16 protein-coding genes are annotated in these 15089 nt (G+C 59.1%); 2 read left to right on the forward strand and 14 right to left on the reverse strand.

The window, feature by feature from the left end; genetic code table 11:
* Positions 1 to 24: 24 nt before the first annotated feature.
* Positions 25 to 1005 (reverse strand): LysR family transcriptional regulator, encoded by a 981-nt coding sequence (locus BI347_RS11185; protein ID WP_071115891.1) that lies wholly within the window; start codon positions 1003 to 1005, stop codon positions 25 to 27.
* A 95-nt stretch (positions 1006 to 1100) separates the two neighbouring features.
* Between BI347_RS11185 and BI347_RS11190 the strand changes: the two genes are divergently transcribed.
* Positions 1101 to 2324, forward strand: a complete 1224-nt coding sequence (locus BI347_RS11190) for an MFS transporter (protein ID WP_071112642.1) — start codon at positions 1101 to 1103, stop codon at positions 2322 to 2324.
* A 73-nt stretch (positions 2325 to 2397) separates the two neighbouring features.
* Here the strand turns inward: BI347_RS11190 and BI347_RS11195 are convergent, their stop codons facing one another.
* The 4 genes from BI347_RS11195 to BI347_RS11210 all read right to left on the reverse strand — a co-directional run bounded on the left by BI347_RS11195 (position 2398) and on the right by BI347_RS11210 (position 5504).
* Positions 2398 to 2865 (reverse strand): GNAT family N-acetyltransferase, encoded by a 468-nt coding sequence (locus BI347_RS11195; RefSeq protein ID WP_071115892.1) that lies wholly within the window; start codon positions 2863 to 2865, stop codon positions 2398 to 2400.
* A gap of 404 nt (positions 2866 to 3269) precedes the next feature.
* Positions 3270 to 3659 (reverse strand): hypothetical protein, encoded by a 390-nt coding sequence (locus tag BI347_RS11200; protein ID WP_071112644.1) that lies wholly within the window; start codon positions 3657 to 3659, stop codon positions 3270 to 3272.
* Between the two features lie 291 nt (positions 3660 to 3950).
* On the reverse strand, positions 3951 to 4697 hold the full coding sequence (locus BI347_RS11205; protein ID WP_083338825.1) for a hypothetical protein: 747 nt from the start codon (positions 4695 to 4697) through the stop codon (positions 3951 to 3953).
* A gap of 192 nt (positions 4698 to 4889) precedes the next feature.
* A complete protein-coding gene (locus tag BI347_RS11210) occupies positions 4890 to 5504 on the reverse strand; it encodes a histidine phosphatase family protein (protein ID WP_071112646.1) in 615 nt (204 codons plus the stop codon).
* Between the two features lie 509 nt (positions 5505 to 6013).
* Here BI347_RS11210 and BI347_RS11215 point away from each other — a divergent pair.
* Positions 6014 to 7909, forward strand: coding sequence for a flagellar assembly protein A (locus BI347_RS11215; RefSeq protein ID WP_071115894.1), 1896 nt, complete (start codon positions 6014 to 6016; stop codon positions 7907 to 7909).
* Positions 7910 to 8186: 277 nt separating this feature from the next.
* Here the strand turns inward: BI347_RS11215 and BI347_RS23250 are convergent, their stop codons facing one another.
* The 9 genes from BI347_RS23250 to prfB form a co-directional block, all read right to left on the reverse strand.
* The gene (locus tag BI347_RS23250) at positions 8187 to 8330 is read right to left on the reverse strand and encodes a DUF1484 family protein (RefSeq protein ID WP_239690866.1); all 144 of its coding nucleotides are present in this window, start codon (positions 8328 to 8330) and stop codon (positions 8187 to 8189) included.
* A 97-nt stretch (positions 8331 to 8427) separates the two neighbouring features.
* Positions 8428 to 8586 carry a DUF1484 family protein gene (locus tag BI347_RS24580; protein WP_239690867.1) on the reverse strand — a complete coding sequence of 53 codons (159 nt, stop codon included), beginning with the start codon at positions 8584 to 8586 and terminating at the stop codon, positions 8428 to 8430.
* An 81-nt stretch (positions 8587 to 8667) separates the two neighbouring features.
* Positions 8668 to 8826 carry a DUF1484 family protein gene (locus BI347_RS24585; RefSeq protein ID WP_239690868.1) on the reverse strand — a complete coding sequence of 53 codons (159 nt, stop codon included), beginning with the start codon at positions 8824 to 8826 and terminating at the stop codon, positions 8668 to 8670.
* 80 nt (positions 8827 to 8906) lie between these two features.
* Positions 8907 to 9323, reverse strand: a complete 417-nt coding sequence (locus BI347_RS11220) for a DUF1484 domain-containing protein (protein ID WP_071115895.1) — start codon at positions 9321 to 9323, stop codon at positions 8907 to 8909.
* Between the two features lie 1126 nt (positions 9324 to 10449).
* Entirely contained in the window at positions 10450 to 10785 is a 336-nt protein-coding gene (locus tag BI347_RS23560) for a hypothetical protein (protein ID WP_139167207.1), read from the reverse strand.
* A 428-nt stretch (positions 10786 to 11213) separates the two neighbouring features.
* Entirely contained in the window at positions 11214 to 11981 is a 768-nt protein-coding gene (locus tag BI347_RS23565; protein WP_139167208.1) for a hypothetical protein, read from the reverse strand.
* Positions 11978 to 12166, reverse strand: a complete 189-nt coding sequence (locus BI347_RS23570; RefSeq protein WP_139167209.1) for a hypothetical protein — start codon at positions 12164 to 12166, stop codon at positions 11978 to 11980. Before BI347_RS23570 ends, BI347_RS23565 begins: the two co-directional genes overlap by 4 nt.
* A gap of 223 nt (positions 12167 to 12389) precedes the next feature.
* A complete protein-coding gene (gene lysS / locus BI347_RS11230; RefSeq protein WP_071115897.1) occupies positions 12390 to 13898 on the reverse strand; it encodes a lysine--tRNA ligase in 1509 nt (502 codons plus the stop codon).
* Between the two features lie 83 nt (positions 13899 to 13981).
* Positions 13982 to 15089, reverse strand: a protein-coding gene (gene prfB / locus BI347_RS11235) for a peptide chain release factor 2 (protein WP_139166937.1) whose coding sequence is annotated in 2 segments (ribosomal slippage) — positions 13982 to 15004 and positions 15006 to 15089 — 1107 coding nt in all. Because the reading frame shifts where the segments join, the coding sequence is not laid out codon by codon here.

Genomic DNA, 15089 nt, shown 5'->3' on the forward strand with positions numbered 1-15089 from the left:
TGTCGACAAACGCCGCCTGGGGGGCTAAGGCTTTTTATCGGCCTGAATCGCATCCGGCAGCGCCGCGCGCATCACTTCGACAAAACAGCGCAGCCGCGCCGGATAAAAGCGACTGTAGGGATAAACCAGGCTGACAGGCAGCGCAGAGGCCTGCCAGGCCGGCGCCAGTTGGACCAGGCGTCCGGCCGCCAGATCCTCGGCCATCACCCATGCCGAGCCCGCTCCCACGCCCAGCCCCATCGCGGCCGTGCTCCTCAGCGCATACAAGCTGTCGGTGCTCATGCGCGGCTCTATTGGAATGCGCGCCTCCTCGCCGGTGTCTATCCGGCGCAGCCTGATTTCGTGGCGGTAATAGGTTCGCAACGCCAGCCACGGCAGGCCGGCCAGCTGGGCGGGACTTTGCGGAATGACGCCGTCCGGCAGCAGCGACGGCGACGCCACCACGATGCGCGGCACTTCCGCCAGCTTGATGGCCACTAGCGACGAGTCGGTCACCTCGCCCACCTGGATGGCGCAGTCGATGCCGGCGGCGATGAAATCCTGGATCGAGCTGTCGTCGTGCAGCAGCCATTCCACCTTCATGCGCGGATAGCGCCGCAGATAGTCGGCCAGGGGATGGATCAGCCGCTCCTGGCCAAAGGCATGCGGCGCCACCACGCGCAAGATTCCTTCCGGTTCTTCGCGGGCGCCTCTCAGATCGGACTCGAAGGCCGCCCAGTTGGCCAGCAATTCCTTGGCGCGGGCAAAGCAACGCTCGCCGTCGTCGGTCAGCCGCATGCTGTGGGTGGAGCGTTGCAACAATTTCATCCCCAGCGACTTTTCCAGGGTCTGCAGCCGGCGGCTGATCGTTGGTTGCGTGGTGCCCAGTTGTTGGGCGGCCGCTGACAGATTGCCGGCTTCGACGATGCGGACGAAAGTCTGCATCAGTTCCAGGCGGTCGCCGGCATTGGCCGGTAGGCTAGCGCTCTGTTGCGGGCGCAGATCGGCGATTACGGGTTTTTTCATACGTAAAATGTATAACAAATCTACGTGTCGGCCTACTACCCTTTACCCACGGCGGAATGCAAACTCCATGCACTTGTTAACTGGGGCACGCCGCCATGACTTCCATCCAAAAATTGCATGACCAAGTTTCTGCCGCCACTTCCGCCGGTACCGGCCAGCCAGGCAGGGCGCTGACTTTTCTGCTGGCGGCCGGAGCCGGATTGTCGGTGGCTTCGCTGTACTACAGCCAGCCGATGCTGGGCATCCTGGCTGCCGATATCGGCGCCAGCAGTCGGGCGATAGGCTTTGTGCCGACGCTGACCCAGCTTGGCTACGCGCTGGGGATTCTGTTGCTGGCGCCGCTGGGCGACCGCCACGACCGGCGCGCCATCATTCTGCTGAAGTCGGTGCTGCTGGTGCTGGCTCTGCTGGCTTGCAGCCTGGCGCCTTCGCTGGCTTGCCTGCTGGCCGCCAGCCTAGCCATCGGCCTGACCGCCACGGTCGCTCAGGACATTGTGCCGGCGGCAGCCAGCCTGGCGCATGAGCAGCGCCGGGGCAAGGTGGTGGGCACGGTGATGACCGGCCTGCTGATGGGGATTCTGCTGTCCCGCGTGGTGAGCGGACTGGTGGCCGAGCATTGGGGCTGGCGCAGCATGTTCATGCTCGCCGCCGCAGGGGTGGCGCTGATCGGCGTTTCGGCATGGCGTTGGCTGCCGAAGTTTGCCCCGACCACCACGCTGCCATATCGACAATTGCTGGTTTCGTTGTGGGATTTGCTGCGTCGGCACGCCAACCTGCGCCAGGCGGCGCTTGCCCAGGGCTTGCTGTCGATGGGATTCAGCGCTTTCTGGTCGACGCTGGCGGTGATGCTGCATGCCGCGCCTTTCCATCTGGGCAGCGCCGCCGCCGGCGCGTTCGGCCTGGCCGGCGCCGCCGGGGCGCTTGCCGCGCCGATGGCCGGGCATCTGGCCGACCGCCGCGGTCCGGCGGTGGTGGCACGGCTGGGAGCGGGCCTGACCGCGCTTTCTTTCGCCGCCATGTGTCTGGCGCCGATGCTCAGTCTAGCTGCGCAGTTGTGGCTGCTTGGCATTGGCACCATCGGTTTCGATCTGGGCGTGCAGGCTTCTCTGATCGCGCATCAGACCATCGTCTACGGCATCGAGCCCGGCGCCCGCAGTCGCCTGAATGCCGTGCTGTTTGTCAGCATCTTCATCGGCATGGCCGCCGGCGCGGTTTGCGGCAGCTTGCTGCTGGCCCAGTGGGGCTGGCTTGCCGTCACCGCAGTGGCCGCTCTGCTGGCGCTGGCAGCCCTGGCGGTACGGATGGGGCGGTGGAAATAAACCGGTACCGCAATTAAATAAACCCGGCCAATCCGGCCGGGCTTTGCCTTGCGCACGCGATGGTGTTCGCCGGTTACGCGGGCAATTCCAGCCCGTAGATGATGAAGCCTTTGTTCTCCGCCACCTTGTCGTAAAGCGCGCGCGCCGTCTGGTTGGTTTCATGGGTCTGCCAGTAGACCCGATTGCATTGTCGCGCGGCGGCTTGCTGGTAGACCGCCTTGATCAGCTCGCGCGCCACGCCTTGCCCTCGGGCTTCCGGCACGGTGAACAAATCCTGCAGATAACAGACATCGGCCAGCCGCGTGGTACTGCGGTGAATGACGGTATGGACGAGGCCGATGATCCGCCCCTGATGTTCGGCCACCAGCGCGTTGACTGGCTCCGCGTCATCATGAAAGCGCGCCCAGGTCTGCCGGGTAATCTCTTCCGGCAGCGCCGTCTCGCCGCTCCTGCCGTAAAACGCGTTATAGCCATCCCACAGCGGTCGCCAGGCTTGGTAATCGTTCTGTTCCGCTGGTCTGACAACAATATCCTTCCACATTCTGCACCTCTATCCATTGATGATGTTATACCCGCCTTGTGCAGGCGCGGCGGCGCACACTCCTGGCGGTAGCCGGGCTGCCATGCCGTTGCCGGCATGGCTTGACCGTGAATTGCGCTTAAGCCGGGTGGTGTCGAGTCGAATGGATCATTTTAATGCAAAAGACATAATGTGGAGCGCTAGCACACTGAAAAAGACCGACAGTCGCGGTTACAGCGCATCGCGTGTCTTGCGGCGCGGCAAGGCGTGGGAACGCCAATTCCGGATTCTCGGCTGGCGCAAGCGGTTTCGCCGGCGGAAAACTTGGGTAGGGAAGGAGAGCAGGGTTCAGGAAAAGCGCGGATGTGAGAGGGGGTGTTTTGCCGAGCGCGGGCGCGGCCCGGAGGCCCGCCCGCGCCATGCCCTTATGCCAGGGTGAAGATCTGCGTGCCCAGGCTGCCGACTTGGATGACGCCGTCGCTATTGACGAAGGCGCGGGAGCCTTCGGCCAAAATGGTATTGTTGGTCAGGTAGGCGCCGTTCCAGCTGTCGACAATATTGTAGGCGCGGCCGTCCGGACGTTGGCTGCCGCCAAATGACAGGTTGAACGGCGCTACGCCATCCTTGCCTTGTCCCTTGTTGAAGACCCAGCCGTAATGGCCAACGTCGCCTTCGGTATGGAACGAACCGATAGGGCTGTAGTTCGCTTGATAGACCCCAGTGATCACGCCATTGGCCGGATTGGCCGAAGTGATCTTGAAGGTGAAATTCTTGTCTGCGGAAATATAATTCCCGGTTTGCGGTACGGACGACATGACTGATTCTCCTAAAACTACGACAGTGGTTGATTAGTAGAGAGCCCTGCCATCAATCTATAGTTGATGGAGTGAGAGTCGTGCCCTGCTAGGTCTTACAGTATCTATTTTCCATAAAACGTGATCCAACTTGGATGGCAAAGCAATGAGAAACAGCCAGGCCACCTCATGGTGGACTGGCTGTTTTTTACTGCGGCGGCTGGTTCGCCGTCCGGCTTGCCAAGGATGGCTAGTGTTGTTTCCGCCTTCGGGATTGCCGCGCGCTTGGCTAAACCTGAATCGCGCGCCGCCTTATCGAGCCTGCGGCAGCGGACCCTTGTTTCTGTCCCATACCGGCAGTTGGCCATAGACCACCAGATTGCCGTCCGCCTGCATGGCGAGGAAGGGATTGGGCGTGCCGGCAGTGCCGGACTGCCAAACCGGCCGGCCATTGGTGTAGATCACGAAGTTGCCGTCGGCCTGCATCCAGATGTCGGTTGCGCCCGACCCAGCCGTGCCGCTGGACCAGATAATCTGGCTGCCATTCTTGTACAGCACCAGGTTGCCATCGGTCTGGAAGATCAGAAAGTATTGGCCGACAGTGTAGCTGCTGCCCGGCGCGAAATGCGCCGGCGGCGTAAATTGCAGCGAGGGCAGATTTTGCATGGTGGCCGGGTCGCTGGTATGGCTGTCCCAGACGGGCTTCAGGCGATAAAACACCAGGTTGCCGTCGCTCTGCACATTGAGGAAGGTGCCTGCCCAGCCGGTGTTGAGTTGCCATGCCACCGCGCTGTTGGGGCGGTAGAGCACGAAATGGCCATCCGGCTGCATCATGGCGCGGATGGCGCCGCTGCCGACAGTGTTGCTAGCCCACAGCGCGCCGCTGGGGCCGTAAAACACCAGATTGCCGTCTGTCTGCAGAGTGAGGAAGTATTGTCCATTGTCCGAGTAGATCCGGTCGTTGAGGGACAGTGTCTGGCCGGAGGCCAAGGACTTGGCCTGGGCCGACAAGCCGAACAGCATCAAGCAGGCAGCCATCGCACACAATAGTTTCTTCATCGCATATTCCTTGTGGTTGGGTTGGTACCAGATGATTCACAGCTTTGCGATGCTACTGTTTATTATGAATAAATGACAATATCATTTTTGGTGGACTGTTATTTCGGCCATGTGGATTTTGACTTGTTCACACCCTCCAGCCCGGCTGGCAGGCCTAGCTAACCGCTGCCGATGAGCCGGGCCGGCAGGCGTTTAGTTGGCGCCGGGGCAGACGGTGCTTTGGCCGTTCAAGCCCTGTGTCTGGATGGAGAACGAGGCGCTGCGCTGGCTGCCGGAGCCGTTGATGGTGATGACGTAGATGCTGTCGAAGTCCGATCCGGACCAAGATGGAATATTGGCGGACTGCTTGAGATCGGCAAAAATCTGCTTGGCCAGCGTGACGATCTTCTTGTGTTCCCACGCGACGAACACGGTGGCGTTGGCGTAGCCGGCGCCGGTCAGCTTGGCGGCCAAGTCGGATGTCTGAGTGAAGCCGTAGCCGGTGTTGACCGGCATGCCCAGGCTGATTGCGGTGGGTTCTATCGTGGCCAGCGGGCGCACGTAGTAGTAGTTGCTGCCGGAGTCCGACACCTGGGTGGCGGGATCGGGCGCGAAGATGGCGTCCGGTGTGCCGAAGGCGCTGGTCAGCACCCTGGGCAGCGCCAGCGCGCGGTTCAGGCCCTGGCAAGTCAGTTGCCCCAGGCCCTGATCCGGCTTTTCGCCGTGGCGGATCATCACGATGGTTTCGGTGGCCGCATTGGCGTGGGCGGCCAGCAGCAGCAAGATTGCCGGCACGGTGCGGCGGGCCCGTGAAAAGAATGTGTTCATGCAGTTTTTCCTTGTTGGATGTGGGATATCGATGCGCGGCGCGCAACAGGGTTATAAAGCAAGACAATGTCATTATCATGAATGGCGGGCGCGATGCTGCCAGAGACCGTTCTTGGCGCCAAGGCCGTGCAGCGGCCCAAGCAGCATGGCCGCGGTGCTGGCCTGCGGGCAAGCGCAGAGCGGCCAGGGCGCAGGTTGCGGCTAGCGGTGGTTGTGGCAGATCCTGGCGGATTTTGCGGCGTGAATGCGGCGGCGAGGCACCCGCATTCCGGGCGCGCCGCTGGCGCAAAGCCAGCAAAACGGGCGAGAGTTTGCTACATTTCTAAAGCAGGAGTGGTTTTCAATTTCAAGCAAACAGATGGTCGCAGCCGGCTGTGTGCAACCCCAGGGCCGCGACGGATACTCAGCGAAGAGTCCAGGCAGGCGAGATCATGGCAAGTACGACAGATCCCCCGAAACCCCAGCCCTCCAGGACAGTCCGACCGTCCGATTCCAGCCAGCAGCTGACTTTGTCCGATTTCTTTCAGGTCCGCGACGATGGACTTTTCATCGCGCCGGGCGTCTTGGCTTCGGCTGGAGGCTGTCTCCAAGCGATCGATCAGCTGTTTGCGGCCGGCTTTTATCTATCCGGGCTCAATTACTCGCAGCTTTGCCACTATGCATACGACTTCGACCCGGCCAACGTCGGTTCCGCGCCGCCTCAACGCATCGCGCAGTCCATCCTGCCCTTCCCGGAAGAGCGGCGCTCGCTCTACCGCGGAGTTTCCGAGGTGGAAGGGGGCGCAGAGTACCTGTTCGAGCAGATTTACCTGACGCAGAGCGTCGAGGTGCCGGTCTACGGCAAGGACCAGGCTGGCCACGACATCATTGTCGGCAGCCGCGAAGAGGTTTACACCGCCCCGACCCAACTGCAGTTCGACGAACTGGTCGCTTATCTGTGGCAGCAGGGCGTGCGCTTCGGACTGAACGAAGCGGCGATCGGCGACATCCTCGCCCAGGGCAAGACCGGCCGCTACCGCATTGCCAGCCCGCGCCCGCCTGTTCCCGGGGTGGATGCCGGGGTGAAGGAGCAGACGACGGCGATGCATCGCGATGACCATCCACGCACGCTTGCCGATGGACGCGTCGATCTGACGCAGTTCCAGAACCGCTACCCGCAAATCAAAGCGAATACCGTGCTGCTGATGAAAACGCCGTGCATTCCCGGCCGGCCCGGACGCGCCATCGATGGCGGCCTTATCAGCGCGGCCGAAGCCCGGGACTTTGAGCTGGACACGCTGGGCGGCACCGGCACCGAGGTGCGGATAGACAAGGATGGCAATGAATGCATCGTCGCGGTCAATGACGGTTTCCTCAACATAGACAGCGCCACCAACCAGATATCGGTTGTCGACAAAATCGTCAACCGCGACGGCGTCAGCGTCCGCACCACCGGCGATTTGGCGCTGCAGGGCGACGAGTACGAAGAGCACGGCGAAGTGCAGGAGCGCCGCACCGTCACCGGCAAGAACCTGACCATGTTCAACAATGTATATGGCACGGTTCGCTCAACCGGCGGACGCATCCTGCTGAAAGAGAATCTAGTGGGCGGCGTCTTGCTGAACGATGCCGGGCCGATCAGCGTGGAGGGCCTGGTATCCAATGCCCAAGTGCGCGCCGAGCATGGCGAGATAACGCTCAATCGCGCCGAAAATGCATTGGTGATCGCCCGCAAAGTGCGCATCGCCGAGGCAAGCTGCTGCGTCATTCTGGCCGAGGATGTCGATATCGAACGCGCGATGGGCTGCGCCATCGCGGCCAAACAGCTTCATATCGGCAAGGCTGGCGCGCGCGCGAATCAGGAAACGGCGATTTCCATCTTGCTGCCGGATTTGTCCGGTTTCACCCGCAAGCTAGAAGCCCTGCAAAAGCAAGAACAAGATTGCCTGCAAAAGATTGAAACCATGCAAAAAGCGCGGGCGGCGCTGGCTGAAACTGAGGAACTCAAGCGTTATTTCGGGCTGGCGGCCCGCCTCAAGAAAGGCGAACTGCAATTATCGGCGGAACAGCAAGCCAGCTGGAAACGCATGTCGGAACAGCTTGCGCCGAAACTCAAGCAACTCAGCCAGCTCAATGCCGGCTTGAAGTCGCTGCAGGACGCGCAATCCGCCATCGGCACCCAGACCGCAGAGCTGGACGCGGCGCGCGAAGCCGCCGAGGCCGGCATACGCTGCAAATTAGAAGAACTCACCGGCGAAACCATAGTCCGCGCCTTGACGCTGCCTGTCGAGGCTCCCGCTCTGGCCGCGCTCCCGCTGGATAAATTGCGGGCGCGTTTGCGCACGTCTGATGCCCAGACCGTGCAATTGTTTGCCGACCACGAAGGCTGCTTCACCTGGCGCTACACCACGCGCCGCGCAAACTGATAGCGATGCGGACCAATCGGCCTGGCGAGGTTGGCGCGCTTGACAGGGTTTGCCGCTCCTGATCGGCAAGGTCAAGAAGCTACCCATCCGCGTCCGGTAATTCTTGATGCGGCTGGATGGCAGGTGGATGTGGCAAGCGTAGGGTGCAATACCCGGCCAGAAACATTCTGGTGAGGCAACCCTCGTGGCGGGCATTACACTGCCTCGGTGTACAGCAATATCAAAAACAGCCTACCGCTGGGAAGCGGGCAGGCTGTTGGTTTTTATGGAGTGGGGCTTACCGCACGCGGGTGAGCAGCGTCAGCGACTTGCCCATGCGCTTGTCCAGCGGCGCCAGCAACTCCGTGATGCTGCTGGATGGCAGGCGGACGTCGCAAGCGTAGGGTGCAATACCCGGCTCGAAGCGACGGGATGCAGCCATCTTTCAGCCGGGCATTGCACCGCCTTGGCATTCCGCGAAATCAAAAACAGCCTGCCGCTGGGAAGCGGGCAGGCTGTTGGCTTGTATAGAGCAGGGCTTATAGCACGCGGGTGAGCAGCGTCAGCGACTCCCCCATGCGCTTGTCCAGCGGCGCCAGCAACTCCGTGATGCGGCTGGATGGCAGGCGCACGTCGTAAGCGTAGGGTGCAACACCCGGCTTGAAATGATTGGAGGCAGCTATCTTCCCGCCGGGCATTGCACCACCTTGGGGTACAGCGAAATCAAAACAGCCTGCCGCTGGGAAGCGGGCAGGCTGTTGGCTTGTATAGAGCAGGGCTTACAGCACGCGGGTGAGCAGCGTGAGAGACTCGCCCATGCGTTTGTCCAGCGGTGCCAGCAACTCCGTGATGCGGCTGGATGGCAAGCGGACGTCGTAAGAGTAGGGTGCAATACCCGGCTTGAAACGATTGGATGTAACTACCTTCCAGCCGGGCATTGCACCGCCTTGGCATTCCGCGAAATCAAAAACAGCCTGCCGCTGGGAAGCGGACAGGCTGTTGGCTCACGGAGCAGGGCTTACAGCACGCGGGTGAGCAGCGTCAGCGACTCGCCCATGCGTTTGTCCAGTGGCTCTAGCAACTCCGTCATGCGGCTGGATGGCAGGCGCACGTCGTCGCCCAGGCAAGCGAGCAAATCGATCACGGATTGCAAACCCAACTGGCCATGGGCGAGGTGGCAGATGGACTCCACCACCGCCTGCTCGATGTCGTGGCACAAATGTGCCACGCGCGCGGCCGGTTCTCTGACCTTGGCTTGGTCCTTGCCGGCCAATTGCTCTTGCAAGGCGGCAAAGGCTTCATGCAGCCGGGTCATGGCTAGCAGGCTGGGCGGATGCGTGGGGACTTGGTTGTGCAGCAGCCAGCGGCTGCGGGCGGGGTGATGGTTGTTCAGGGAAAGCGCGAGGCGCGGGGAACTGCGGGTGATGCTAGGCATGGCAAAACCCTCCTGGATAGGTGCTTAACCCTGCCAACCCCAACGCCAAGTAGGGGTGGCAGGCACATGGCGGGATTGGCGTACCGATCCAGGAGCGGCGCATCATAGATGCTCCCACCATGGCCCGCCATAGAGGACGTGCAATGGTGTACGGACGCGACAAGGCCCAGCCTTGCACAGAAGTCCGCCTGAATGCGGGACGCCAATCCCGGTGCCGCTATTGAACAGCACGAATGAGATTATCCGGAGGGAAGGCTTGCGAGGCAAGGGAATAGGGTGGAAAACCGGCTGTATTTTGAAGCAGTAAGTAGAATCCGCTGCGCGGATGATGATTAGGATTGCCGGGGCTGCCCGGCGGCAGGGAGGGGATATTTGCTTGGCCAAATATCCCCTCCACCCCTAAAGGCCACCCTGCAAGCCTGGCCTGCGGCTCCCCGCCGGTTCCCGTCAGGCCCGAGGCGCGGCTGAACTCGTCCCGCGCTAACGTCGCGGGACTCAAACAAGCAGCCGCTTAAGACCTCGGGCCTGCCCCCGGCGGCAGGCTTGAAGGGATTCGGGCGCGTCGCAAACGGTTTGCGTTTTGTGAGCGATGAATAGCGCATGGGTGGGGTCAGCAATGTAGGGTGGGCAAATCTTGATTTGCCCACGGGTAACGGCATGGAGAAAGCGGGTGGGCAAGCTTTGAAGCTACCGCTCAGATAATCGTCCGGGATGCAACACCTACGGCCCTGGAGAAAACAGGCAAGTAGGCAGGCAAGCGGTGCGTCGCCCCTGCGGGGTGACGGCACCCTACGCTTAGAACCGAACCGACTTGCCCCTATCCCATCAGCGCAAGCCGACTCCGAAGCCCTTTCCAAGGTTTTAAGCCGCCGTCTGTTTGAGCGGGGCGACGTTAGCGCCCCGCGAGTTTGGCGGCGCCTTGGAAAGGGCTTCGGAGGCGGGGTTTCGCAGCGCTGCTGGGTCGCCTTTTCTTTCGTCCATTTCTTTTGGCGAAGCAAAAGAAATGGACCCGTCCAGCCGGGCGGAACCGGCACTTAATGATCTGTCCGCGGAGCGGACACAAAACCAATCAGTATTGCTCGGTAAGCGTAGGGCTTCGCGTGACTTTGTCCAACTTACGGTTCTATTAAATAATGCGAGGAACACCGGGCTTTCTGTCCATAGGCTCCTCGTCTTTCGCAATCATTTCTAGCAGGAGGAGAAACTTATTCGCTAAATCAATGTTGTTGCGTACCTCAATATTTATTGATGAGCTATTTTCCATGGCATTTTTCGCTGCAAATATTGTTGCGATGATCTGTTTTGAAATAGCGTGTTCGCTTCTCATTCCTACCGCTTTTTGACGAAGATATTGATAGAGCTCATTAAAAGCAGATAGTGAGAAGTCTTCTCGACATAGCAGTCTGTCAACTGAGTTGGTTTTGAGTTTGTCTAGATGCAGGTCGTAATCTGATGGTTTCATGAGTAATATCGAATATCCAAAATTGTATGACTGTATTTATGAGTAATTCTGAAAGAAAAATGGCAGTGGAGTAGATATGAATCAACTTTCCACTATGCCATCAACGTAAGCCGACTCTGAAGCCATTTTCAAGGTTTTAAGACGCGGGTTGTTCGACGCCGCGCGACGGTAGCGCGTACTGCTGGGCGAATCAAAGGTTCGCACGCATGTAGTTTCGGAGGCTCCTTGAAAATGACTTTGGAGGCGGGGTTTTGCAGCACTGCTGGGTCGCCTTTTCTTTCGTCCATTTCTTTTGGCGAAGCAAAAGAAATGGACCCGTCCAGCCGGGCGGAACCGGCACTTAATGATCTGTCCGCGCAGCGGACGAAAAATCAATTCGTATGATGTGGTAAATATTGGGCTTTGCATGGCTCAGTCAAAGCTTCGGCCTACGAACCATCCTCTTCGGCTGAGGAAAGCTTGAGATAAGAGATGTTTAGAGTACTAATTTGACTGTAAGGGAGAATTAGAATATCACCATTGATTGGGTAAAAGCGGGATGATTCTTTTTTGAATGATTTTAAGGCTCTGTTATACTTTCCATCATTTTCAAACTTTCTACGTTGGGCTCCATTTATCATTATTCTATCTAACTCGCCGGCATCATTTACTGTGTAGTCATACAATAATCCCATGTATAGAATCGAGCAATCTTTTAGTGAGATTACTGCAGAAATAACGACGCCGTCAGGATCGTAAGAGTGATCTAGTCCTTTGAAAAGGTAATACCATGGTGCTGAGCCTCGTGCTATATAGGATAGGCAACATCCACGTCTTTCTAGCTTAAAATACCTGACAATAATCTCCCTCCATGTAAGTGCAGCGAGAATCCCGAGAGCATGTGTGGAAATGAAGTAAAGTAGAATAGCATTAGGGTGTGAATTGAGGAAGGATACCTCATTAGTTAGATTTTTGCTGCAATTGCTACTTGTCAATAAACAAACAAGATCTCCAAGCTCAATTTCATAGCCTAGTGGCCGTGCGATATATAAAACAAAGCCGTTAATAATAAATGCCGATAGAATTGCTTGTAAGGCCGTAACGCTAAAAGGTGAGTGATCAAAGTTGCGAACTTCACTTCTTTGCTTGTGATGTCGAAAGAAAAATCCAGGAGATATTATAAGAAATAGGAATATTGCAGGGAAAGCAATATTCATTTTTCTTTACCATCGATGGGGATTAGTTTTGCAAAATAACCAATGGATTTTCCTTTGGAATCAGTGGTTTGAATTTCTTGGCTTGAATTTCCAATTGTTGCTGACGCAAGAAATTCACGTAACTGCTTCGAGGCTTGAGGGTCCTTCAAGACAGTCTCGAGGCGCTTGCTACGAGCTACTTTCATGATGAACTCCTTACGAATGTCTCATGAGTATAGTACATGCGACAATTTTTTGAATAACTTGTTTGTCAATAAGTTGGGATGTATCAAATTATAAAATGTTAGACTTTCAATTTAAATAATCTGCATCCATGAAATAGGTACCAGACCACATTTAGAAGCCAAAAAAAGCCGCTCACCTTGCAGTGAGCGGCTTTTCTTTAGCCCAATGTAAGCTCGCTAAATCTTACTCCGGACGCATATGCGGGAACAAGATCACATCCCGGATAGAAGGCGCATCCGTCAACAACATCACCAAACGGTCGATGCCGATGCCACACCCGCCGGTCGGCGGCAGGCCGTATTCCATCGCGCGGATGTAGTCGGCGTCGTAGTGCATCGCCTCGTCGTCGCCGGCGTCCTTCTGGGCGACTTGCGCCTGGAAGCGCGCGGCCTGGTCTTCCGGATCGTTCAACTCCGAGTAGCCGTTGGCGTGCTCGCGGCCGACGATGAACAGCTCGAAACGCTCCGTCAGGCCCGGCTGGGTGTCGGAGCCGCGAGCCAGCGGGGAGACTTCAACCGGGTAGTCGACGATGAAGGTCGGGTTCCACAACAGCGATTCCGCGCATTCTTCGAACAGCGCCAGCTGCAAGCTGCCCAGGCCCGGTGCCGGGGGCAGTTTGCCGCCCAGGCGCTTGATCTCGCTGGCCACCCAGGCCGCGTCGGACAGCTGCGCATCGGTGTATTGCGGGTTGTAGTGCTTGATCGCGCCGACGATGGTGAAGCGGTCGAACGGCTTGCCCAGGTCCACTTCCTTGCCCTGGTAGGACACGGTGGTGGAGCCGCAGGACACCAGCGCGCACTGGCGGATGATGGTTTCTGTCATCTCCATCATGCGCTGGTAATCGCTGTAGGCTTCGTAGAACTCGATCATGGTGAACTCGGGGTTGTGGCGCGTGCTCATTCCCTCGTTGCGGAAGTTGCGGTTGATCTCGAACACGCGCTCCAGGCCGCCCACCACCAGGCGCTTCAGGTACAGCTCCGGAGCCACGCGCAGGTAGAGCGGCATGTCCAGCGCGTTGTGGTGGGTGACGAACGGCTTGGCGGTGGCGCCGCCCGGGATGGGGTGCATCATCGGGGTTTCCACTTCCAGATAGCCTTCGCCCACCATCACGTCGCGGATCTTCTGCACGATCCTGGAGCGCTTGATGAAGGTTGCGCGGCTTTCCTCGCTCATGATCAGGTCGGCGTAGCGCTGGCGGTATTTCTGTTCCTGATCGGTCATGCCGTGGAATTTTTCCGGTAGCGGACGGATGTTCTTCGACAACAGGCGCACTTCGGTGGCCTGCACGGTCAGTTCGCCGGTCTTGGTTTTGAACAGCAGGCCCTTGACGGCGATGATGTCGCCCATGTCCCAGCGCTTGAAGTCGGCGTAGATGTCCTCGCCGACGTTGTCGCGGGAGATGAAGGCCTGGATGCGGCCGCTGACATCCTGCATGGTGGCGAAGCTGGCTTTGCCCATCACACGTTTAAGCATCATGCGGCCGGCGACGGCGACTTCGATTTTCTCGGCTTCCAGCGCTTCGGCTTCTTTAGCGGCGTGGTCGTCCTGCAGCGGTTTGGCAAAGTGGCTGCGTTTGAAGTCGTTGGGGTAGGCGATCCCTTTTTCGCGGATCGCCTGCAGTTTCAGGCGGCGTTCCGCCATGATCTGGTTTTCGTCTTGGCTTTGCGCCTGTGCTTGTTCGTGATCAGACATGATGACTCCGTGCCGGGTTGGTTTCCTGCGGCAAAACAATAAAAACGGCTTGGCCGGCCCCCTGGGGAGCCGGCCGGTTTGGCTTAGACGCCGTGCTTCAGGCTGGCTTCGATGAAGCCGTCCAGGTCGCCGTCCATGACGCCCTTGATGTTGCCCACCTCGTGGCTGGTGCGCAAATCCTTGATGCGGGACTGGTCGAACACGTAGGAGCGGATCTGGTGGCCCCAGCCCACGTCGGTCTTGGTGTCTTCCAGCGCCTGCTTGGCTTCGTTGCGCTTCTTCAGTTCCAGCTCGTACAGCTTGGCGCGCAGCATCTGCATCGCCTCGTCGCGGTTGCGGTGCTGGGAACGGTCGTTCTGGCACTGCACCACGGTGTTGGTGGGGATGTGGGTGATCCGCACCGCCGAGTCGGTCTTGTTGATGTGCTGGCCGCCGGCGCCGGATGCGCGATAGGTGTCCACGCGCAGATCGGCCGGGTTGATGTCGATCTCGAAGCTGTCGTCCACTTCCGGGTAGACGAAGACCGACGAGAACGAGGTGTGGCGGCGGGCGTTGGAGTCGAACGGCGACACGCGCACCAGGCGGTGCACGCCCACTTCGGTGCGCAACAGGCCGTAGGCGTACTCGCCCTCGATCTTCAGCGTGGCGCTGCTGATGCCGGCCACTTCGCCTTCGGACACTTCCAACACGTCCACCTTGAAGCCCTTGCGCTCGGCGTAGCGGGTGTACATCCGCAGCAGCATGCCGGCCCAGTCCTGGGCCTCGGTGCCGCCGGCGCCGGCCTGGATGTCCAGGAAGCAGTTGTTGGGGTCCATCGGGTCATGGAACATGCGGCGGAATTCCATCTTGGCCACCTTGGCCTCGACATCTTCCAGATCGGCCTGCACCGCGAAGATGGTGTCGTCGTCGTCCTCGCTCTTGCCCATGTCGAACAGTTCGCGGCTATCGGCGAGGGTGGCGTTGATGCCGTCCAGCACCAGCACCACGTCTTCCAGCTGTTTGCGCTCGCGGCCCAGATCCTGCGCCCGCTTGGGATCGTTCCAGATATCCGGGTCTTCGGTCAGGCGGGAGACTTCTTCCAGACGGTCTTTTTTACCGTCGTAGTCAAAGATACCCCCGAATGTCGGCGGCGCGGGCGGCCAGGTCTTCGATCTTGGCCGCGATTTGGTTCAGGACTTCAACTTCAATCAT

This window comes from Chromobacterium sphagni, from assembly GCF_001855575.1.
Classification (GTDB): domain Bacteria; phylum Pseudomonadota; class Gammaproteobacteria; order Burkholderiales; family Chromobacteriaceae; genus Chromobacterium; species Chromobacterium sphagni.